Origin of the sequence: Mesonia sediminis (assembly GCF_042684705.1) — a bacterium.
Classification (GTDB): domain Bacteria; phylum Bacteroidota; class Bacteroidia; order Flavobacteriales; family Flavobacteriaceae; genus Mesonia; species Mesonia sediminis.
In genome coordinates, this window is sequence record NZ_JBHULZ010000033.1 from 1 (window position 1) to 20,216 (window position 20,216).

The 20,216-nt window shown below is 37.1% G+C and carries 21 protein-coding genes and 1 tRNA gene; 5 read left to right on the plus strand and 17 right to left on the minus strand.

Features of this window, described 5'->3' with window-relative positions; genetic code table 11:
* From ACFSQ0_RS07130 to ACFSQ0_RS07165, 8 genes are all read right to left on the minus strand, one after another.
* Positions 1 to 411: transposase (locus ACFSQ0_RS07130; protein WP_379046229.1), on the minus strand; the 411-nt coding region annotated here is incomplete at its 3' end.
* A gap of 189 nt (positions 412 to 600) precedes the next feature.
* Positions 601 to 1,161: a hypothetical protein gene (locus tag ACFSQ0_RS07135; protein ID WP_379046232.1), complete on the minus strand. Its 561-nt coding sequence runs from the start codon at positions 1,159 to 1,161 to the stop codon at positions 601 to 603.
* Between the two features lie 133 nt (positions 1,162 to 1,294).
* Positions 1,295 to 1,714, minus strand: a complete 420-nt coding sequence (locus ACFSQ0_RS07140; protein WP_123796503.1) for a hypothetical protein — start codon at positions 1,712 to 1,714, stop codon at positions 1,295 to 1,297.
* A 205-nt stretch (positions 1,715 to 1,919) separates the two neighbouring features.
* Positions 1,920 to 2,510: a hypothetical protein gene (locus ACFSQ0_RS07145; RefSeq protein ID WP_379046235.1), complete on the minus strand. Its 591-nt coding sequence runs from the start codon at positions 2,508 to 2,510 to the stop codon at positions 1,920 to 1,922.
* 121 nt (positions 2,511 to 2,631) lie between these two features.
* The gene (locus ACFSQ0_RS07150) at positions 2,632 to 3,276 is read right to left on the minus strand and encodes a hypothetical protein (protein ID WP_379046237.1); all 645 of its coding nucleotides are present in this window, start codon (positions 3,274 to 3,276) and stop codon (positions 2,632 to 2,634) included.
* 287 nt (positions 3,277 to 3,563) lie between these two features.
* Positions 3,564 to 3,863: a type II toxin-antitoxin system RelE/ParE family toxin gene (locus ACFSQ0_RS07155; RefSeq protein ID WP_379046240.1), complete on the minus strand. Its 300-nt coding sequence runs from the start codon at positions 3,861 to 3,863 to the stop codon at positions 3,564 to 3,566.
* On the minus strand, positions 3,856 to 4,104 hold the full coding sequence (locus tag ACFSQ0_RS07160) for a type II toxin-antitoxin system ParD family antitoxin (protein ID WP_379046243.1): 249 nt from the start codon (positions 4,102 to 4,104) through the stop codon (positions 3,856 to 3,858). The genes ACFSQ0_RS07155 and ACFSQ0_RS07160 overlap by 8 nt, the downstream gene beginning before the upstream one ends.
* A gap of 243 nt (positions 4,105 to 4,347) precedes the next feature.
* A complete protein-coding gene (locus ACFSQ0_RS07165; RefSeq protein ID WP_379046246.1) occupies positions 4,348 to 4,596 on the minus strand; it encodes a hypothetical protein in 249 nt (82 codons plus the stop codon).
* Positions 4,597 to 5,981: 1,385 nt separating this feature from the next.
* Here ACFSQ0_RS07165 and ACFSQ0_RS07170 point away from each other — a divergent pair.
* Together ACFSQ0_RS07170 and ACFSQ0_RS07175 are read left to right on the plus strand one after the other, a co-directional pair.
* Complete coding sequence (locus ACFSQ0_RS07170; protein ID WP_379046249.1) at positions 5,982 to 6,320, plus strand: single-stranded DNA-binding protein; 339 nt, start codon at positions 5,982 to 5,984, stop codon at positions 6,318 to 6,320.
* 128 nt (positions 6,321 to 6,448) lie between these two features.
* Positions 6,449 to 6,922, plus strand: coding sequence for a CBS domain-containing protein (locus ACFSQ0_RS07175; RefSeq protein ID WP_379046252.1), 474 nt, complete (start codon positions 6,449 to 6,451; stop codon positions 6,920 to 6,922).
* Between the two features lie 2 nt (positions 6,923 to 6,924).
* On the opposite strand, the gene ACFSQ0_RS07180 is transcribed toward ACFSQ0_RS07175, so the two are convergent.
* From ACFSQ0_RS07180 to ACFSQ0_RS07195, 4 genes are all read right to left on the minus strand, one after another.
* A complete protein-coding gene (locus ACFSQ0_RS07180) occupies positions 6,925 to 7,827 on the minus strand; it encodes a histone deacetylase family protein (RefSeq protein ID WP_379046255.1) in 903 nt (300 codons plus the stop codon).
* Positions 7,828 to 8,058: 231 nt separating this feature from the next.
* Positions 8,059 to 9,330 carry a serine--tRNA ligase gene (gene serS / locus ACFSQ0_RS07185; protein ID WP_379046258.1) on the minus strand — a complete coding sequence of 424 codons (1,272 nt, stop codon included), beginning with the start codon at positions 9,328 to 9,330 and terminating at the stop codon, positions 8,059 to 8,061.
* Between the two features lie 55 nt (positions 9,331 to 9,385).
* Positions 9,386 to 10,699: an HTTM domain-containing protein gene (locus ACFSQ0_RS07190; RefSeq protein WP_379046261.1), complete on the minus strand. Its 1,314-nt coding sequence runs from the start codon at positions 10,697 to 10,699 to the stop codon at positions 9,386 to 9,388.
* A complete protein-coding gene (locus ACFSQ0_RS07195) occupies positions 10,680 to 11,621 on the minus strand; it encodes a bifunctional riboflavin kinase/FAD synthetase (RefSeq protein WP_379046264.1) in 942 nt (313 codons plus the stop codon). The genes ACFSQ0_RS07190 and ACFSQ0_RS07195 overlap by 20 nt, the downstream gene beginning before the upstream one ends.
* 68 nt (positions 11,622 to 11,689) lie before the next feature.
* Here ACFSQ0_RS07195 and ACFSQ0_RS07200 point away from each other — a divergent pair, with 68 nt between their 5' ends.
* Positions 11,690 to 14,953: a reprolysin-like metallopeptidase gene (locus ACFSQ0_RS07200; protein WP_379046267.1), complete on the plus strand. Its 3,264-nt coding sequence runs from the start codon at positions 11,690 to 11,692 to the stop codon at positions 14,951 to 14,953.
* 89 nt (positions 14,954 to 15,042) lie between these two features.
* Here ACFSQ0_RS07200 and pth read toward each other — a convergent pair whose 3' ends face one another.
* The 3 genes from pth to ACFSQ0_RS07215 form a co-directional block, all read right to left on the minus strand.
* Complete coding sequence (gene pth / locus ACFSQ0_RS07205; protein WP_379046270.1) at positions 15,043 to 15,672, minus strand: aminoacyl-tRNA hydrolase; 630 nt, start codon at positions 15,670 to 15,672, stop codon at positions 15,043 to 15,045.
* 86 nt (positions 15,673 to 15,758) lie between these two features.
* On the minus strand, positions 15,759 to 16,394 hold the full coding sequence (locus tag ACFSQ0_RS07210) for a 50S ribosomal protein L25/general stress protein Ctc (RefSeq protein ID WP_379046273.1): 636 nt from the start codon (positions 16,392 to 16,394) through the stop codon (positions 15,759 to 15,761).
* Between the two features lie 77 nt (positions 16,395 to 16,471).
* Positions 16,472 to 17,413 carry a ribose-phosphate pyrophosphokinase gene (locus ACFSQ0_RS07215; RefSeq protein ID WP_379046277.1) on the minus strand — a complete coding sequence of 314 codons (942 nt, stop codon included), beginning with the start codon at positions 17,411 to 17,413 and terminating at the stop codon, positions 16,472 to 16,474.
* Between the two features lie 141 nt (positions 17,414 to 17,554).
* Here ACFSQ0_RS07215 and ACFSQ0_RS07220 point away from each other — a divergent pair.
* Positions 17,555 to 17,636 (plus strand) — tRNA-Leu (locus ACFSQ0_RS07220).
* Positions 17,637 to 17,698: 62 nt separating this feature from the next.
* Entirely contained in the window at positions 17,699 to 18,997 is a 1,299-nt protein-coding gene (locus ACFSQ0_RS07225; protein ID WP_379046280.1) for a tyrosine-type recombinase/integrase, read from the plus strand.
* 41 nt (positions 18,998 to 19,038) lie between these two features.
* Here ACFSQ0_RS07225 and ACFSQ0_RS07230 read toward each other — a convergent pair whose 3' ends face one another.
* Both ACFSQ0_RS07230 and ACFSQ0_RS07235 read right to left on the minus strand, forming a co-directional pair.
* Positions 19,039 to 19,524, minus strand: a complete 486-nt coding sequence (locus ACFSQ0_RS07230; RefSeq protein WP_379046283.1) for a hypothetical protein — start codon at positions 19,522 to 19,524, stop codon at positions 19,039 to 19,041.
* A 9-nt stretch (positions 19,525 to 19,533) separates the two neighbouring features.
* On the minus strand, positions 19,534 to 20,049 hold the full coding sequence (locus ACFSQ0_RS07235) for a hypothetical protein (protein WP_379046286.1): 516 nt from the start codon (positions 20,047 to 20,049) through the stop codon (positions 19,534 to 19,536).
* Positions 20,050 to 20,216: the final 167 nt, after the last annotated feature.

Genomic DNA, 20,216 nt, shown 5'->3' on the forward strand with positions numbered 1-20,216 from the left:
GATAAGTTCGCCGCCTATAAGGTTAAAATTTTTGGCAATGCTAACACTCGCCCTAAACACACGAGCGATTGCCTTTGGATTGTTTTTTCTAAAGCGTGCAATGGCATTATGGTCTGGCTTTAGGTTTTTTAAAAGCCAAATAACTTCCAGATTGCGGTGACATTCTTTTTCTAGGTGGCGTGAAGAACGCATCCGGTTCATATAACCATAAATATAAAGCTTGAGTAAATCGCCTGGATGGTATGGCGGACGTCCTTGAGTTGCTAAGCTGTTAAAGCCTAGTTCTTGCAAATCTAACTGCTCCACAAACTGATCGATAAAACGAACGCTGTTATCGGCAGGGACCATATCGTCTAAACAAGTGCTGTATAAAGTTAATTGCTCCCGGTCTTCTCCTTGTTGATATTCCATTTTTAAAGATAAAAAAAATTAAAAATATATCCTTAAAAAAAGAATGCAATGATGGCATGGTTTTGAGACAGTCTGACGGGTCAGTATAACTGTCAGTTACGGGAAAATCAGCGATGATTTTTCCGTTGATGGACTAAATATAGCAAAAAGGCGTGAATTTTCCATTGGAAAATTCCGCCGTAATTGCGGTTATACATTGTTGTGGTGCGTTTTTTTCCATTTCGAACGTCTTTCATTCCATTCTTCCCAAAATTTGGAATATGCAATTTTGTCATATTCATCTTCTGGCAATATTCTCGGTAAACTTTCAGAATAAAAGTCAGATATTTTATCAACGAAATCGAGTATCACATTTTTATATTCATCAAAATTAAGTAAGATTTTTGTGTTTCCAGTTTCGGTTGTCAGTTCCACGTTTTTGTTCTCGTGTCTAACCCAAAAATTATGTCCAGTAAAGCAACCTTGGATATGAACATTTTTTTCGTTTTCTAAGAAATCAATATGATGACCACAGCAAGGAATTAAATGTTCTCCAACTAAATTTTCCTTGGTATGATTATCTTTTAGAGTTCTCAATAAATGCATTCCCATTGCTCTTAAATTCCAATGGTCCATTTCCTCACTTTTGTCAACTACAATTTCGTTACCGATTGTCAATTTTACGTTTCCGTGAGCACACAAATCAGTTTGGTCATCGACTTCGTCAATCCAATTAATTTCGAGTAATTCTATGTTAAATTTGTTTGCCAAATCTTTGTCTTAAATGCACTACAACGGTCTTGGCTATGGTTTCGTTGCGTGAAAATCCGCGAGGATTTTCCGCCGTGCACCGAAGATAGCAAATTTGCGAGGACTTTCCGAGAGGAAAGTCAGAAGCAATGAACTATAGCCGTTGTTGTGTGTAGTTTTTTTTTCTTTTCGTTAATATTAATCCGCCAATATAAGTCAAAATCATAAATGGCAACCCAAAGATAATCCCAGTTATAAAAGAAAGATTTCTTCCGATATCATTTGTCAATTTCGCCATTGCTTGCGATTGTTTTTCGTTAATTTCATTTCCGCTAAAAAATCCGTCTTTGTTTAGGTCATAAGAATTTAAGTTCCATTGAGCATATATGTCGTCATAAAGAGCTGAACCAACAACTGATAAATATGCCAATAAAAAAACTGTCAAACTAATCCATAATAATCGTCTTTTATTCTTCCGAAATATTTTTTTTCGTTTAGCTAAAATCATTATTAATCCGACAATGCAAATAATCACTGGAATTAAAATATGGTATGGAATTGTTATTGGGCTCATTTTGTTAAATTACACACAACACGTTATATCCACTCAAATATACACTTTTAAAACAATTTTGTACTGGTTAAAGCCTAACTCGGTTATTAGGGATAAAATCTGGAAGGGTCAATATTTTCACGTACAGGCTGCTTTGGTTTATAAGGCAAGGAGAACGCGATGCAACCGCGCAGCAGTGGGTCCATTTAGGCATCACACCTTTTAGTCACTTAGGGCGTTCTAGGTTATCGCCCAATATAAGTTGTTGCTTCTCATTGTATCCCATAAATTGGGTGGAAATAATTTCACCCTCCGGCATAGCTTCCCATTGATTTTCATCTTGCATATTGGATTGATGAATTAAACCCAATAACGAACCGTATTGCCAATTAAAGTGAACGCCTAGGTCGGCAAAAACACCATATTTTGACTTTTGCAAAGCCACTGCCCGATAGGAGGAATGCAAGGCCAGCGGTTCCGGCTCAAAAGAATTAGATTTGGCATCGATTAAAATACCAACCGGATTTTCTTTTAGGCTGTGAATACTTCCGCTAAAGCTATGACCCACTAAATGACGAGAGGCATTGTGCCAGAATTTAATATTGGGGTAAGACCAAGCAAAATGACCAAAGCTAACAAAGGCAAACAAGCCGTTCACTTTTATGCTAAAGCCTTTATCCTTGGCTTCTATTATGTTAAAGCTAATAGGTTCTCCTTGTTCAAAAGCCTGCCTTACTCCTTGCAAAGCTTGCTTTAAATAAGCTGGTAGCTTAGCCGGTGCTATATTTGATGAGTGCTGTGTATTTTCGTTTTTCATCGGGTAAAGCTTTAGACTGTTTCTTTGGCATTTAGCCTTATCACTGCTAGTGGTTGAAATATAGGTTTTTTGCTTGACAAATAAAACCGACGGCCCGAGTATAATTCTTTTTTAATCAAGTTTAAAAAAAATCTTCGGCCTGCCGCAGCACATGGTCTTTCCCGTACTCCCCTAAATAGTAACAGTAGCGGCCATCGGGTTTTATCAAAATATAATTGCCGAGGGCCACAGTTTTCTTAAAGAATAAAATAAAAAGCGCATCTTTCTCATCGGCTAACCAATTTAAACGATTGGCGTGGTGGTAGTCTAAAGTTTTAATAGTTGGGGCGTGCATCCAAAATTGCTTTATTGGCGCAAGTTGATGCAATTTCTTTAAATAATTCTTATGGTAGATATTCCATTTCGATCGACTAGAATGACCTGATGGTTGATTCTTTTCGGGATATCGACTAAGGTAATTGATGACTATATTTGCGTTTTCACGGATTTCTTTTCCGCTTAAAGCGGATAAATACTGCTTCAATTGCAAAAAGGTAGAAGGTTGTAAAGTGCCGGTATTCTCTCTACGAATTAAGCGATACTGCATAGTCGAATCGGTCGCCGTAATTTGGTTTAAACTATTGGTTTCTTCTTTTAGTTTAAAATAAGCTTGCCAACCTATCTCCTCATCGTTTAGGTTGTAGAAAACTTTTGGTTTATCATTGTTCTGCCCCCAAGCCCCGAGGCTGAAGAAGCTTATAAAAAAGAGTATTTCTTTAATCTTCATTTTACTAACTTATACGTTTAGGTTTGTTGCCGTAATTTATTGAATAAAAAGTTCATTATTTGGAGATCCTAAGCCTACCTAAAAGACAAGAACGGTTGCTAATTATCTCTAAAGGAGCAGCACAGCAATAGATTAATCCCCATAGTGCCAACCGACAAACAGCCGGGTTAGTCAATAGGGCGTTCATGTTAGGCTCCCGAAAAAAGAAGTCGGGACAGGCTGTACCGGCCACACAGCTTGCCCCGATTTTTCATTGGGGAACGCTTAGTTATTGTACAACGTTTTTTTTATTCGGTTATTCTTTTTTTCAAGTCCATTCGCTCGTGCAAAATTCTCATTATTTCGATTGGTTTTACTTCGGATTTTTGATAAAATATAATGTGTCGATTAGCTTTTAGTCCGAAAAGGTCAGATTTAATTTCATTATAATTTTTTCCAAGTTCTGGATTGTCAGCTATGTCTTGGCAAATATCCAAAAGCATATCATAATATTTGTCGGCTTGATTTTCAGACCAATTTTCAACTGTATATTCCCAAATACCATTTAAGTCAGCTACAGCCTTATTGGTCAATTCGTATTTAGCCATTCTGTTTGCGTTTAGCTTTTAACTCCTCAAGATTTTTTTTAGGGTCGAAATCGTGAGCAATTCCGCTATCTATTCCTTCTTGAATAGCATTTCTTAACGCAGTAACTTTACTTTCTTCATTTTCCAATAATCGAAGTCCAGCCCTGATAACTTCACTTACGTTTTTGTAACGTCCAGTAGAAACTTGAGTTTTTACAAACTGGTCAAAATAATTTCCGAGCGATATTGATGTATTTTTCATTTCGTTTTAATTTTACTCAAATATACCAAATTTTGGTAAAATAGTCAAATTTGCAAATTTTCGCTCAAATTACACCCAACGTGTTTGTGTATGATTAGTGGCGTGTTTAAGCATCTAATTTAACAAATAAAAACCGAATAGAAAATCCGCGAGGATTTTCGAAAGTAGGCGTGAACTAGCCATTAATTATACACGGTGTTGGCATTTCGTTGTTTTTATTCCGCTATATTTTCAGTTCTTATATTATTTCAGATATAGTTCTTTAAAATACTCAATGTGTTTTCCTGGAATTATCATTTTCCAAACATCTTTTTTAGGAATTATATTTTTGTCAGACAGTCTTTTTCCATCTACATAAGTTCTAAAAATTAATAAATAGAAAAATAAAAGTCCCACAAAATATGTGGAATTTATAGAGTCGGTTTGGTTCAGCCAAATTATAATTGCAAGTGGCGTTAAAATTGTCAAGTAATAAATAAAGATGTTTTTCATATTCTACTTTTTAGTTTTCAATTCCGATTGAGTGAGCAATTCCGCAATTTGCTATATTCCGTTTTCAATTCAGTTTTTCATATTCTTTCTTATATTCTTTCTTATATTCGATTTTAAAAGAAACTACCAATAGTAATGACTGAACAAATTACTAATGTTAAAAAACTAATTATTATTAGTGGATTACTTTTATTTTTCATTAAATATCTTATTCCAATAACTAAAAACACAATTTGTGCAATCAAAAATGGTATTGTCAACATTTCTCTAAAAACTCCTATTAGAACAAAATCTATTTTGTAAAAGTTAATTAGCCAAATGAGAATAAAGTAAGAGACAATTGCAAAATTCGCAATTATCAGATTCCTATTTGTTATTAATTTATTCATTTTATTAGAGTTTGAGTGCGTTTCGTCAATGAATGCCAACTCCTTATATCAACTCAAATATACACTTTTAATAGCATTTTTTATTGGATAAAGCCCCACCAGTTAATTGGGATATAAATAAGAGTAGGTGCAGCATTAGGCTGTTGAAGCTGACTTGGTTGACAAGGCAAAAAGAACGGGATGCCATCGTGTAGCAGTCGGAGCTTTATTCTGTTTCGCTTTTAAATTTGTTCTTGCGGGGTTAACAAAGGAGTCCGAATTCCGATAAAAACCACATTATTAAAACTATAATTGCGATATAGAACCTTAAGTCTGTCAGAAAATCCCAAAAGTCCGTTTTCTTTTTCGGTCTTTCTTTTTTTACTTCATACTTTTTTTGCACTTAAATTACCTTATATCTTTTAATTATTGAATATCAGACCTAATTTTTGCAGGATGATTAAAATCAATACTATTAGGGTACCATAAAATGAAAAATTCCGCCAATTTCCTATAAAGTCAAATTTATCCTTGTTTGATTTATTTTTAGAGGACCTATTTCCATAATAATCTGAATTGATTTTTTTATTTTGTTTTTCCATTATACGGTTTTTTATCCTAAGACTTCTTTCCGGCCTAGCCGCAACTACCCAGTAAAAATAAAATTACTTCTTATTTTCGGTATTTACAAAAAAACAAGTCCTGCTAAATCGCTTTAATTGAACATTTCTTTTCCTGTTTTATTCAGATTACTTGTTCCTTAAATGGCAAATCTTGAATTTATTTGCCAGTATGCAACTATTTATAAAATAGAGTTTTATAATTTGCAGATGCGGCTGAAGGTCGGTTATTAGTGACTTAGGCCGTGAATAGAACACCTTAAGCAATTGCTTACAACCGTTTGAAAACGAATGTAAGCACAAGCAATTGGTTACCAACCGATTAAAAACAATCAAGCGTCTCATCTTTGTACCGTTGACAAACAACACATTTATTAATCATTTAAAACTTTATACTATGAACGCTTTTAAAAACAGAATTCAGTTAATGGGAAACTTAGGTAATGATCCCGAAATCGTAAATTTAGAAACCGGTAAAAAGCTAGCCAAATTTTCATTGGCGACCAATGAGACCTACAAAAATGCTAGGGGCGAAAAAGTAACCGATACCCAATGGCATAACGTTGTTGCCTGGGGTGGTGTGGCCGATATTATCGAGAACTATTGCAAAAAAGGAAATGAGCTAATGTTGCAAGGTAAGCTAACCAACCGCTCGTATGAGAATGCAGCAGGAGAAAAGCGATACATTACCGAGGTGGTTGCACAAGAGGTGTTGCTGATGGGTAAAAAAGCATAAAACCACCTTACACGCTCGAATAAAATTATTAAATAAGGATGTTCTTTTTAAAAGGCATCCTTATTTTTTGTTTTAATAACTCAATTAAAATGCTTATATTCAGTTGTTTAAATTTAAAAAATGATGTTATGGGTATTAAAAGCTTTCAAGGTAAAATGATAGGAGATACGGGGGTAAATCCCGAAAAGATAGAAGTCCGTGACTTTATGATTCGGGAGGTGATTTATTTTCACGAGCGGGAGCATATTTTTGAGGTGATGCAAAAAATGATTCAATACAATATTTCGGGAGGCCCTGTGGTAGATGATCAACACCAGTTGGTTGGGGTTATTTCTGAGGGTGATTGTATCAAACAATTATCTGAATCGCGCTATTACAATCAGCCGCTCGAAGGCGTTTTAGTTAGTGATTATATGATTAAAGAGGTTGAGACCGTTGCTCCCGATATGCATTTATTCGATTTAGCGCAAAAGTTTTTAAATTTAAAGTTGAGGCGTTTCCCGGTTTGTGAAAATCAAAAATTAATCGGTTTGGTGAGTCAGCGTAACGTACTAGATACAGCTTTGGCTTTACACGGCCATACTTGGCAACGACCGGCCTAAGCTTAATAATATATTGCTTGAACAAGTTTAAAGGTATTGGCATGTGCATTTACAATATGTTTGATGGCCGGAGAATAGCCTCCGCCCATACTAATTTCTACCGGTAAATTACGGGCCTTTAATTGTTCTAATACCATTTGGTCACGCATTTTACAGCCGGCTTGGCTAAGGCTTAGTTTTCCTAGCTTATCGGTGGCTAATACGTCTACGCCACTCAGATAAAAAACAAAATCGGGTTGCACTTGATCTAACAATTGTGGTAGCTTTTCTTTTAAAATTTGTAAATAGGCATCATCTCCCGTGTCATTAGGCAAAGCGATATCCAAATCACTTTTTTCTTTTTTAAACGGATAGTTTTTTTCGCCATGCATAGAGAAAGTAAATACACGCTTTTCATTTTCAAATATTTTAGCGGTTCCGTTGCCTTGGTGTACGTCTAAATCGATGATTAAAATTTGTTGTGCTAGTTGGTGGTTGAGTAGGTATTGAGCGGCTATCGCTTGATCGTTGAGCATACAAAAGCCCTCTGCACTATCCGCGTAAGCGTGATGGGTGCCGCCTGCAATATTCATACCTACCCCTTGCTTTAAAGCGTGTAGGCTGGCTTGCAAAGTACCTGCAGCAATTAAAAGCTCTCTGTTAACTAAGCTTCTTGATAAAGGAAAACCGCTTTTGCGGATTTGTTTTTGGGTAAATTTTAAATTTAAGAAGTCATAAAAATACTCGGCATCGTGCACCGCCAAAAAATGCTTATGATTGATGGCTTGAGGCTCAAAAAAATGCTTTTGCTCTACTATACCTTCACGTAGTAGTTGTTGAGGTAATAGTTCATACTTTGCCATAGGGAAACGGTGTTTGGGCGGCAGTTCTTGAACATAACAAGGGGCGAAGGCAATTTGTAACATAGTAGGCCAGGTTATTTTATAGGCTCTAAAATAGGCAATCTGGCGCAAGTTAACACATCACAAACAGCGAACAATGCTTAAAAATTTCTTTATGAAAATAATCGTGGAGGTAAAAAAACCGTTTAAAAAGAAAAAGAGAACACGTGTTTTAGCTTAACCAAAATTGGTTTAGGCTTTTACAACTTAATTTCTTTTCGCTTTTTAAACGGTTGATAAATGTAGCCGACTTATTTAGTCTATAATATCAAAACCAGTATAAGGCACCAATACTTCTGGTATTTTTATTCCTTCTGGGGTTTGGTAGTTCTCTAAAAGACCCGCCAGTACTCGAGGTAAAGCAAGCGAACTTCCGTTTAGCGTATGCACTAATTCTTTTTCGCCTTGACTGTTTTTATAACGCACTTTTAGTCGGTTGGCCTGAAAATCTTCAAAATTTGATACCGAAGAAATTTCTAACCAGCGGTCTTGAGCGGTAGAAAACAATTCAAAATCATAGGTTAAAGCCGAGGTGAACCCTAAATCGCCTCCGCAAAGGCGCAGTATGCGGTAAGGTAATTTTAATTCTTTTAAGATGTCTTTTACGTGTTCTACCATTTGGTCTAATACGGCATAGGATTCGCTAGGTTTTACTAGATTAACCAACTCTACCTTATCAAATTGGTGCAAACGGTTTAAACCTCGCACGTGAGCTCCATAAGATCCAGCTTCGCGTCTAAAGCAAGGGGTAAAAGCTGTACACTGTATGGGCAGATCTTTATCGGTTAATAAATCACCACGAAACATATTGGTTAGGGGAACCTCAGAAGTAGGAATTAAATACAAATCGTCGTTTTGCACGTGGTACATTTGTCCTTCTTTATCGGGCAATTGCCCCGTACCGTAGCCCGAAGCTTCATTTACCACCAAAGGCACTTGGTATTCGGTGTAACCGGCCTCAATATTTTTGTCTAGAAAGTAAGTGATTAAAGCGCGTTGTAAACGTGCACCTTTACCTTTGTAAATTGGGAAACCAGCGCCAGTAACTTTGTTGCCGAGCTCAAAATCTATCAAGTCATACTTTTTAGCCAGCTCCCAATGGGGTAGCTTGCCTTCGTGCAACTGTGGCACTTCACCTGCTGTAAAGATGCACTCGTTGTCTTCTTCAGACTTTCCTGCGGGCACACTCTCGTGTGGTATGTTGGGTATGTTGTATAATCTTTCTTGTAAAGCTTCTTGAGTGCTTTGTAGCAAATCGGTAAGTTGTTTAGACTCTTCTTTAAGACCTGCCGTTTGCTCTTTCACCTTGTTGGCTTTTTGGTGCTCACCCGATTTAAAAAGCATGCCTATTTCTTTGGATAAACGGTTCGATTCGGCCAGTACTTTGTCTAATTGGGTTTGTGTAGATCTTCTGGTTTCATCAAGTTGTAAAACCTCTTCAAAAATAGCGGAAGCATCAAAATTTCTTTTGGCTAAAGCCGCAATAAATTTTTCTTTGTTTTCTCGGATTTGAGCAACAATAAGCATAATCAGATTTTTTATCGATTTATAGAATAAGCAAATGTAGTATAAAAGCCTAAAATTACAGATTTTGCGGTAACAAAATCCAAGTATTATGTTTAAAATAATTCCAATCCGCGGCAGCTAAGTCGACCTCCGGATTGATTAAAGGCGTATACGAACCCTTATTCACCCGAATGCCACAGCGTACAAATACTTGTACCTCTTTTCCCTGTTGGGCGTAATCACGAGCAATGCGTTGGGCGAACTGCCAAATGATATCGGGCTTGGTAGTGGCTTGACGCATTTGCTTAGGGGTAAGGTATTTTGCTTTGTTAATGATTGTTTTTTCTCCTGTTTTGGTGTCAACTACCGTGTAAGTGGCGTGGCCGCTTTTGGTGCGCAACATCATGCGCCAACTCATACGGTGGCCTTCTTCTGTGTACAAAACATCTCCGGGTATAAACCAATGCCTTAGAGGCAAGCCTATTTGGCAAATAAACCAAACCACTATAAAAAGTTGAAATGCACCGGCGTAATTAGGCACTTGAATGGCTTTTTCTTGGTAAAAATCTTTTTTCTTTAAAAACCAGCGATGGACTTTTTCGGCTGGAAAGAAAAATAGACTAAAAGCTAATGAAAGATAGGGGAATATTCCTATTTGAAATACAATGCTGTTGAAAAGATGAAAAAAAACAGAGAAGAAAAAGATATACTTTCGTGTGGGCTTATACAACAGTAAAGGAACTACTAGTAGGTCGAACAATATACCAAAATAGGCAATCACATAATGCGTCCATTTTTGCTGTAAAATATCGCCTACAATATAGTAGTGGGCTTTTCCTGCCATTAAAATTTCGGGAACTTTGGCTTGTAACCAATCGGGATATATTTTCGCCAAAGCGGCGTAGGTATAAACGATGAATAATTGCAAAATGATAAAAACATTTACCCAGTTGGGCATGGCATTGCTTCTTAAACTTGGGTTGCGTTTGGCGTCGATAGAAGCATAAGCATTGGCAGGGACCAGGAGCATAAATATACAAATGAGAATAAGCAGGTAATAATGATTGTTGTAACTTGATTTTTGCATCAAATAACTCAACGTCCACAGCAAGGTATACCCCCCCATGCTCCAGCGGTATTTGTAGCCCAAACACACCATAAGTCCCAAGCTACCCATAAGCAAGTAATAGCCATACATAAAGGGGCCAACGAATACCTGCAAAAAATCAAAACCAATAAAATTAAAGGTAAATTGAGGTTCTACAAAAACGCGTTTTACCCAACCCGTAGCAATCGCTCCCCAGGCTTCTAAGGTGATGAGTAGGCCAAAAATAATTCTAAAAACAATCAGTGCACTGTTGTCTACTTGTTTAAAAAGAAGCGTCTTCATAATGGTGTTCTTTTAGGTAGGCCTGTGTGAATTCTAGATCGGCTTGCATGGCTTCTTTGAGTTTTTCAACAGATTCAAATTGTTTCTCTCCACGAATTCGGCTTAAAAACTCGATTTTTAATTTTTTACCATAAAGTGATTCCGACCAGTTTATAAAATAAGTTTCGATGGTTTGTTGGTCGCTGCCCACAGTAGGTTTAAAACCTATATTCATCATACCATACACATAATGCCCTTTAATTTTACTGCGAACAATATAAACACCAATTTTAGGGATGAGCTTATAAGTTTCTTCAACGGCTAAATTAGCGGTAGGAAAACCAAAACCTTTACCTTTACCATTGCCGTGAACCACTAATCCTTGTACAGAAAAGGGTCGGCCTAAGTAAATATTGGCCTTTTCAATATGTCCCATCTCAAGAGCTTTACGGATTTTTGTACTGCTTACCGCGACATCATCAATATCTTTTTTAGAAATCTCTTCAACTTCAAAACCATATTCTTTGCCCAATTTGCGTAAATCATGAATATCTGCAGCACGATTGCGTCCAAAATGATGGTCGTACCCGATGATCACTTTCTGAGCTTTCATTTTCTTAACCAAGATTTGTTCAACATATTCTTGGGCGGTTAATCTTGAAAAATCTTTGGTGAACGGGTGTACGATAAAATAATCGATTCCTTCACTTTGAATCACCTCTTGCCGCTCGTTGATAGTTTGAATGAGCTTTATATCCATTTCTTTTTGTAAAACCATTCTAGGATGCGGAAAAAAAGTAAGCACAGCCGAAGCTAATTCTTCTTTTTTGGCAGACTCGATAAGGCGTTTTAGTATTTTCTGATGCCCAACGTGCACACCATCAAAAGTACCAATAGTAACCACAGTTGGCTGGTTTATTGTTAAATTATTAGCATCTTTCATGATAAAAAAGAATATATGTTTTAATTAACGCTGCTTATCTTGTAAATTAGTCGCAAAATTAAACAACTATGAAAGCAAATTTACGAGATGTTTTGAGCATACTTTGTATTTTTTTTAGTTTTTCTTTGTTTGCCCAAACCAATTACTGGAGCAAGGTAAACCAAGAAGAGCTTAGTCAATTCGAAAAAATCAATCGAAAATCGCAACCCGATGGTTTTACCTTATACCAATTGGATTTGGATGCTTTAAAAAACAAATTAAAGAAAGCACCACAGCATACGCAACAAGCCGCTCCTTTAATTCTAGAATTCCCTATGCCTAACGGCGAGATGGAGCAATTTAGCGTAGTTGAGTTTTCAATTATGGCCGAAGAGCTTCAAGCAAAATATCCTCAAATAAGAACATATAAAGCTAAAGGAATTGATGATCCTACCGCAAGTATGCGCTTTAGTGTCACTCCACAAGGATTTCATGCGATGAGTTTATCGGGAAAACGTATGGCGATGTACATCGATCCATATACCACTGATAGGGAGCATTATATTGTTTTTGCCCGAGAGGCTTTAAGCGGACAAGTATCTGATTTTACTTGTTTTATGGATGAAGAGTCGTTAATACCCACTTTGGTACGCGGCGAAAGCCAGCAAACTATGGCCGCTAATGACAGTCAGTTGCGTACTTATAGATTAGCGCTTTCTTGCACAGCCGAATACGGTAATATATTCGCTACTAGCACGGCTACAGCTAAAGCTGATATTCAAGCCCAAATGGCTGTAAGTATTAACCGGGTGAATGAGATTTATGAGCGAGATCTGGCTATTACTTTACAGTTCATTCCCAATAACGATGCTTTGATCTATTTTGGTTCTACTTCTGCAGACCCTTGGTCTAATGAATTTAATCAAACCACGCAAAACACTATTGATAATACCATAGGGAATGCCAATTATGATATTGGGCACAATTTCAATACCACTGGTGGTGGTAATGCGGGTTGTATAGGATGTGTATGTGTAAGCGGACAAAAAGGTAGCGCTTACACCGGTAGTAATAATCCGGTAGGTGATGCCTTTTATATCGATTATGTTGCCCACGAAATGGGGCATCAATTCGGTGGGTATCATACTATGAATATTTGTAGTCGTAGTGGAGACGGAACCACAGAAGTAGAGCCAGGAAGTGGAAGCTCCATAATGGGTTATGCAGGTATTTGTTCGCCAAATGTTCAAAATAATTCCGATGCTCACTTTAATTATGTGAATATTCGTGATATTGCCGATAATATAAAAAACGGTCCGAGTAGCTCTTGTGCGCAGATTACTACTTTGGCCAATGCTGCTCCTGTAGCCGATGCAGGTTTAGACTATACCATACCAAAATCTACTGCTTTTGTTTTAGAAGGTAGCGCTACAGATGTAGACGGTACGGCAAGCCTTACTTATAACTGGTCACAAAATGATCCAGAGCCTGCACCTGGTAATGGGCAACCTCAACCTTCTTGGGTAGACGGGCCGCTATACCGGTCTATTTTACCTACCTCATCACCAAAACGTTATATGCCAAAATTGAGCGATGTAATAGCGGGTAACTTAACCCCAACTTGGGAAGTAACACCTTCTGTAGGTAGGGAGTTGAACTTTGCGTTTACTGTACGTGATAATGCTAATACCTTTGCCAATGGAATCGGGCAAACCGATACCGATTTGATGAAAGTTACCGTAGCTAATAATGCGGGTCCGTTTGTGGTTACTTCTCAAAATCAATCAGGGATAACCTGGAATGTGGGAAGCTCGCAAACCATCACTTGGGATGTTGCCAATACAGATGTAGCCCCAGTTTCGGCAAACGAGGTAGATATTCTATTGAGTATTGATGGCGGACAAAACTTTAATCAAGTGATTGCACAAAACCAGCCGAATACAGGAAATGCCTTAATAACCGTACCTAACGTAGGAAATGTAGCCAATGCCCGATTAATGGTAAAGGCCAGTAACTCTATTTTTTATGCGGTGAATACCACCAGTATTGCTATTCAAGAGGTAGATTATGTGTTATCTTTTAATTCAACTTTTCAAGAAGTTTGTTTGCCCAATACTGCTAATTACACGTTTACTTATAACACCTTTAATGGTTACAGCCAAAATACCACCTTTAGTGTGAGTAATTTACCAACGGGAGCCACCGCTACCTTTACTCCAAATGCGGCGAGCAGTACAGGTACACAGGTTGACTTAGCATTGAGCAATCTAAGTGGAGTAAGCGTAGGAGAATATACTTTTAATGTAAAAGCAACCTCAAATGGGGTAACTCAAGAATACCCATTGGTGCTTGGGGTATATGATAACAATGCGGTAACGCCTACTTTGCTTACACCTGCGCAAGGCGCTATTGATGTAGCAACCCCTAGTGTGCTTACTTGGAGTAATGAGAGTAATGCTTCTTCGTATCAATTGCAAATAGCCGAAGATGCTAATTTTACCACCTTAGTGGTCGATGAGAGTTTAAGCGATAATAATTATACTTTTGCGGGTCAAAATGAAACAACTTACTACTGGCGAGTAAAAGCAACCAATGCATGTGCAGCATTCTCTTACTCTGCTGCCAATAGCTTTACTACAGAAGCTTGTGATATCTGTCCGTCTTCCGGCGACAGCCAATCGCCAGTTGCCATTACCGAGGTAAACTTTAATACCATCAATAATACATCAGGTAAGTCAGGAGGATATAGCGATTTTACGAGTTTGACCACTCAAGTTGACAAAGGACAAAGCTACACCTTAAGCGTTCGCGGTGATGCCGGAGGATCAAACTTTATTGCAGGAGTGTATGCTTATATAGATTGGAATCAAAACTGTGTTTTTGATGCGAATGAAAGATATGATCTTGGCGGTGTAGTCGGTGCTAGCCAAAGTACCAATTCGCCAATAAATATTACTGTGCCTAATGATGCCGTAGAAGGATCAACAATTATGCGTGTGTCTACAGAATTCTTTGCCTATCCTAATGATTGTGCCGTAGGTTTTAACGGTGAGGTAGAAGATTATACGGTTGTGGTAAATACTTTAGGTTTGAATGAGAATGATTTGGCACGTCAATTCAAAGTATGGCCTAACCCTAATGAGGGAGCATTTAATCTACAGTATACTAGTCAGGGATCATTAAAAGTTCAGGTTTATGATGTAGCCGGTAGGCTTATTTATAGAAGAGATTTTAAAGAGAATCCTCAAACAGGCTTTAAGGTAAACCTGCCAACTGCTCAAACTGGAGTGTATTTCTTAAAAGCGAGTACAAGCAATAATCAGGCTATAAACAGAAAAATAATTGTACGTTAATCGTATAGTGAAATTTATAATAAACAAAAATCCGCTAAAGCTTCATTCGCTGCAGCGGATTTTTTTATTGCGATGCCAGCAAGAAAAAGCTATTTATTGTTAAAGGCATTCATGGTATTGGCTAGTGTGGTAGTACCAAAAGACTGTATGGCTTTTACGGCTTGGTCTAGGCGTTCGGGGAGTAGTTTTTCTTCGTGAGGAGACCACTCGCCTAACACATAATCTACCTGTTTACCCTTGGAGAAACTATCGCTAATTCCAAACCTAAAACGGTTGTATTTACTGGTATTTAGTTTATCTTGAATGTCTTTTAGTCCGTTATGACCGCCATCACTTCCTTTGCTTTTAATGCGAATTGTACCAAACTCAAGGTTTAAATCATCGGTAACTACCAGAAGGTTATCGATATCTATTTTTTCTTTTTCTAGCCAATAGCGCACTGCTTTACCGCTTAAATTCATATAGGTATTGGGTTTAAGCAAGACAAAGGGGCGGCCTTTGTACTTGTAGGTGCAGATATCGCCTAATTTATCGGTGGTGAAGCTTAAATTTTCTTGTTCTGCCAGATGATCTAATATTTTAAAACCAATATTATGTCTGGTATTGGCGTATTTTATTCCTGGGTTACCAAGGCCTACGATAAGTGACTTTTTCATTTCCTTTACGGATTTTTTTTTCGTTTTCTTATTGTTGAGTATTCTTCCAAAAAAGGCAAGCATAGGTTTATTTTTATAAAAAGAACTATAAAAATAAAAAAAAGCACCTTAGATAAGTAAGGTGCTTTCTATTTATTTAAAAATTGTGCTTAACCGTCGTTAGAAGCAGCTGCAGCACCTACCTTATCGGTTTCTGTAGAAGGTACATCTTCATCTTCATCTTCATCAGCTCCAGCTACCACGTTACGAGAAGTTCTCACTTGGCAAATAACCGTGTTATCTGGGTGCATAATGGTATAATCATCAGAAGTTACTGCGGTAACATATAATTTGTTTCCGATTTTTAATGGAGTAACGTCAGCAACGATATAATCAGGTAAGTTTTTGGCTAAACCTCTTACACGCATTCTACGTAAGTTGAAACGTAAAACACCACCATTTTTAACCCCTTTAGCAACTCCTTCAGAGTGCACAGGAATCTCCATAGTAATTTCTTGATCGTCACCAAACTCATAGAAATCCATATGTAAGATTTCATCGGTTACTGGGTGAAACTGAATATCTTGTAAAACCGCATTGTGTTTTTGTCCATCTAGTTCTAAAACAACAGTATGAACGTCTGGAGTGTAAACCAAACTGTTAAACGCAATTGTGGGTGCTGAAAAATGTACAGGTTGATCTCCTCCGTATAATACGCAAGGAACCTCTCCAGCATTACGTAGGGCTTTAGTAGCTTTTTTTCCTACGCTTTCTCTTTTAGATCCGTTGATCGTAATTGACTTCATTTGTAAAAAATTTAATTAATTATATTTATTGTTGTTCTAGTTTAGCCATCTTCTTTAAGAAGATTTAGAACAGGCTTTTACATTAAAAATTTTGAGCTGATGGATTTGTTCTCGTGAACGGCTTTCATCACATCGGCAAATAAGCGGGCGCAAGATACAACTTTTATTTTTTGGCTTTCTTGTTTTAGAGGAATAGAATCGGTAACAATTAATTCTTCTAATTTAGAGTTGGCGATACGCTCGTATGCATTGCCCGAAAGTATAGGGTGTGTACATATAGCACGAACGCTTATTGCACCGCGTTCAATCATCACATCGGCTGCTTTGGTTAAAGTTCCGGCGGTGTCTACCATATCGTCTACCAATACAACGTTCTTACCTTCAACATCACCAATAAGCTCCATATGAGAAATCACATTGGCTTTTGCTCGTTGTTTATAACAAATTACCACATCGCTTTCTAGGGCTTTTGAATAAGCATAAGCCCTTTTTGATCCACCCATATCTGGTGAAGCTACGGTTAGATTTGCCAAATTTAAATCTTGCAAATAAGGTAGAAAAACAGTTGAGGCAAAAAGGTGATCAACAGGTTTCTCGAAAAAACCTTGAATTTGATCGGCGTGAAGATCCATTGTTATCACTCTTGTGGCACCAGCGGTTTCTAACATTTTGGCAACCAGTTTAGCTGCGATTGGTACCCGTGGTTTATCTTTTCTGTCTTGTCTTGCCCAACCAAAATAAGGTAATACCGCCGTAATATGTCTTGCCGAAGCGCGTTTTGCAGCATCGAGCATCAAGAGCATTTCCATAAGATGGTCGCTACCAGGATGGGTAGAGCCAATAATAAAAACACGATCTCCTCGTACAGACTCTTCAAAAGAAGGTTGAAATTCACCGTCACTATAGGTTGAGGTAATGACATTACCAAGTTCAATTCCGTATTCTTGGGCAATTTTTTTGGCTAAAGTTTCGCTTTGTGAGCAAGCAAAAAGTTTTGCATCGGGTAGCGCGTGTGTCATAAGTGCTTATTTTTCTTTAAGTTATCTGCTTGAAGCAGCGAATAATAAGGTTGCAAATTTAAGGATTTTATTTTAGTTGAAAAGAATTCTTTTTGTTTATTTGAAAATGAAAAAAAAGTTTTAAATTTGCGCATCCATTTAGCTCAAGTGGCGGAACTGGTAGACGCGCTGGATTCAAAATCCAGTTTCTTCGGAAGTGCGGGTTCGATTCCCGCCTTGAGTACAAAAGACGAAACCCCTTGTATTTACAGGGGGTTTCAGCGTTTTATAAGGGTATAGTTTACCATGAAAAAAACGTACAAATTGCAAAGTGAACCTATAAACGAACCTATTAGAATAGAAATAGTTTTGGCTAAAGTAAAGTATTCTACTCCTAAATTGTACGCTCCAAAAGTTCTTAAAAATGGTAAAAAGGTACACGCAATTGTACCCGGTAAAAGATGGTATGTATATTTCTATTGGTTGAACCCAGAAACCAATAGAAAGGATATAAAAATAATGATCTACAAAGGGCTAAACCGCCTAGATTCCTTGCAGGAGCGCAAATCAGCTGCAAGTGCTTTGATCGATGCCGTTAAGCTTGCACTATATCAAAATTGGGTTCCAAAACAGGTGAGAGGGCTTGAATATAAGAACGAAAAAACTTATTCAGTAGGGGAAGCTTTAGACTATGCGTTCAAGTTAAAAGTTAACTCAATTAGTGAAGCAACCGCACAGGATTACAGCACAAGAAAAGAGTTCTTTAAAAGCTACCTAATTCAAAATGGCCAGCAGTATATTGATATAAGACAATATGGGTTAAATGACTTTTATCGGTTTTTAGATTGGTTGCAGTTGGAATACAAAAAACCCAATGGAACAACTCTATCAAATACGAGTATTGATAATTATAAAAGATCTATATCGGCCTTGTTTACCGTTTTGCAGCATAAGCGTATAATAGATCATAATTTTATAAATGATATTCCTAAGCTCAAAAGTAAACCGGTAAAAAACAAACCTTTTACAAAGAAAGAATTTACCAAGGTTTTAAAGCAGATTAAAAAAGATGATCCTTATTTGATAAATGTAATCGGACTTATGGTTTTCGCTTTATTAAGACCCAGGGAAATCATAAGGTTAAAGGTTGGGGATATTAATACAGAAAATTGGATTTTGGGTGTTGAGCGTAAAAATCAATCAATCGGATATTCCAGGGTAATTGAAAAACTTAAACCACTACTCAAAGAAATGAATTTGGACCAGGAACCAAAGGATCATCATTTAATTACAAAATTTGATAAACCAGCGGTTTGGGAAACAAACAAATTGAGTAGTAAGGTTAATTATTTTAGTCGGAGGTTTCGAAAGATTTTAAAGAAACTAAAGTTTGATCCTACTTACAATTTGTATAGTGTACGACATACGGCAATATTAGATTTATACAGTTCATTGCTAAACCGGGGGTTTAATGAACAGGAAATAATATTCAAACTCATGCCTATAACCGGCCATAAATCGCAAGCAGGTTTAAAAAACTACCTTAGAGATATTCAAGCATTCATACCTGCAGACCATAGTGAGATTTATACCTTAGAATTATAGAAAAAACCGCCGTAAAGATTTGGCGGTTTTCGAGCTTTATTCTAAGTTAATTTTAGTCCAGGTATTTTTTGTTCTAGCTTTTTAGCATCTGAAACGCTTAGCTCGTTGGCTAACCAAGTAATCAAATGATGCTTGTCAGATGTGATCGGGTCTCCTACATTACCCCAAAATAAAGAATATTGGCGCATTCCAAAAGCATTATATACCTTTAGGAAATCATTTGCATTTAAACCACTTAATGCGCTGAAAATAGCTTTTTCATCTGTGCCAACCGTCGCCATGGCTGTAAATAGTTTTTCAGCAATATTTTGAGCTTGAACGTCTGTTAATGTGCTTTTAGCTAAATTGGAATCTTCGATTAACTCTGGCCTTTTTGGAGCTGCAGGAAAAACTTTTTTGTAAACCTTGTATCCAACTGCGGCCACAGTTACGGCTGCAGCTGCATACAAAATTGTTTTAGGGTTGGCCAAGGCATAATCTTTAGATTTTTTTGCTACGTTTTCTATTTTCGTTATTGCTGTACTCATATTTTTAGTTTAAAATTCAGTTAATATTAGGTTTCCAGTTGGCTTTATTTGCACTTGCGGATCTGCTTCTGGTTGGGGTAAGTTGCCTGATGGTTCGGGAACCAACATGGCTTTGTGATAAATGCTATACTTTAAATCGGTTGCAGGTAGTTCATTATACCGGTTCTTATCAACGTAAATATAATTTTCACGGTAATCATCAAACTTTTCTGTAAACAAAACTATATCTACGTCAAATTGGCTTTTTGAACCGCCACGCATTTTTCCGTCTGATGTCATTTGAAAAATAAAAATGAAAAGTTTACCATCATATTTTTTCCTTAAATCTTTGTCAACTTCTATTTGCTTGTTGATTTCTCTTAGCTTTTCAAAACTGTCAATGGCTATAATATCATTGCGCATAATTAAGCCATGCAAATCTGCCATGGTTTTAATTTCTGGTGCTTCAATATTTGCTAGATTTTCTGGTTTAATATACTGTTCAACTTTACTGGTGTAAAGGCTACTATCTGGGTGTTCTTCCATAGAAGCATGACCAACCTTATAATGATCTGCAAACGCATCAATTACTTGAAAATGAAATCTAGTTACTTTAGCCCCTTAATAGTTCGGAGTGATATTTTAAATTTCAATTAATACCTTTGAAATATGAAATATAAGAAGTGGAGTTTAAAAGAAAAGCTTGAGATCCT

Excerpts from the sequence above, each read along its gene's own strand:
- ACFSQ0_RS07145 (WP_379046235.1), bottom strand. The coding sequence starts at position 2,510 with ATGAAAAACGAAAATACACAGCACTCATCAAATATAGCACCGGCTAAG.
- pth (WP_379046270.1), bottom strand. The coding sequence starts at position 15,672 with ATGCTTGCCTTTTTTGGAAGAATACTCAACAATAAGAAAACGAAAAAA.
- ACFSQ0_RS07150 (WP_379046237.1), bottom strand. The coding sequence starts at position 3,276 with ATGAAGATTAAAGAAATACTCTTTTTTATAAGCTTCTTCAGCCTCGGG.
- ACFSQ0_RS07180 (WP_379046255.1), bottom strand. The coding sequence starts at position 7,827 with ATGTTACAAATTGCCTTCGCCCCTTGTTATGTTCAAGAACTGCCGCCC.
- ACFSQ0_RS07160 (WP_379046243.1), bottom strand. The coding sequence starts at position 4,104 with ATGAAAAATACATCAATATCGCTCGGAAATTATTTTGACCAGTTTGTA.
- ACFSQ0_RS07215 (WP_379046277.1), bottom strand. The coding sequence starts at position 17,413 with ATGACACACGCGCTACCCGATGCAAAACTTTTTGCTTGCTCACAAAGC.
- serS (WP_379046258.1), bottom strand. The coding sequence starts at position 9,330 with ATGCTTATTGTTGCTCAAATCCGAGAAAACAAAGAAAAATTTATTGCG.
- ACFSQ0_RS07230 (WP_379046283.1), bottom strand. The coding sequence starts at position 19,524 with ATGAGTACAGCAATAACGAAAATAGAAAACGTAGCAAAAAAATCTAAA.
- ACFSQ0_RS07190 (WP_379046261.1), bottom strand. The coding sequence starts at position 10,699 with ATGAAGACGCTTCTTTTTAAACAAGTAGACAACAGTGCACTGATTGTT.
- ACFSQ0_RS07200 (WP_379046267.1), top strand. The coding sequence starts at position 11,690 with ATGAAAGCAAATTTACGAGATGTTTTGAGCATACTTTGTATTTTTTTT.
- ACFSQ0_RS07155 (WP_379046240.1), bottom strand. The coding sequence starts at position 3,863 with ATGGCTAAATACGAATTGACCAATAAGGCTGTAGCTGACTTAAATGGT.
- ACFSQ0_RS07225 (WP_379046280.1), top strand. The coding sequence starts at position 17,699 with ATGAAAAAAACGTACAAATTGCAAAGTGAACCTATAAACGAACCTATT.
- ACFSQ0_RS07210 (WP_379046273.1), bottom strand. The coding sequence starts at position 16,394 with ATGAAGTCAATTACGATCAACGGATCTAAAAGAGAAAGCGTAGGAAAA.
- ACFSQ0_RS07165 (WP_379046246.1), bottom strand. The coding sequence starts at position 4,596 with ATGAAAAACATCTTTATTTATTACTTGACAATTTTAACGCCACTTGCA.
- ACFSQ0_RS07235 (WP_379046286.1), bottom strand. The coding sequence starts at position 20,049 with ATGGAAGAACACCCAGATAGTAGCCTTTACACCAGTAAAGTTGAACAG.
- ACFSQ0_RS07140 (WP_123796503.1), bottom strand. The coding sequence starts at position 1,714 with ATGAGCCCAATAACAATTCCATACCATATTTTAATTCCAGTGATTATT.
- ACFSQ0_RS07170 (WP_379046249.1), top strand. The coding sequence starts at position 5,982 with ATGAACGCTTTTAAAAACAGAATTCAGTTAATGGGAAACTTAGGTAAT.
- ACFSQ0_RS07195 (WP_379046264.1), bottom strand. The coding sequence starts at position 11,621 with ATGAAAGATGCTAATAATTTAACAATAAACCAGCCAACTGTGGTTACT.
- ACFSQ0_RS07175 (WP_379046252.1), top strand. The coding sequence starts at position 6,449 with ATGGGTATTAAAAGCTTTCAAGGTAAAATGATAGGAGATACGGGGGTA.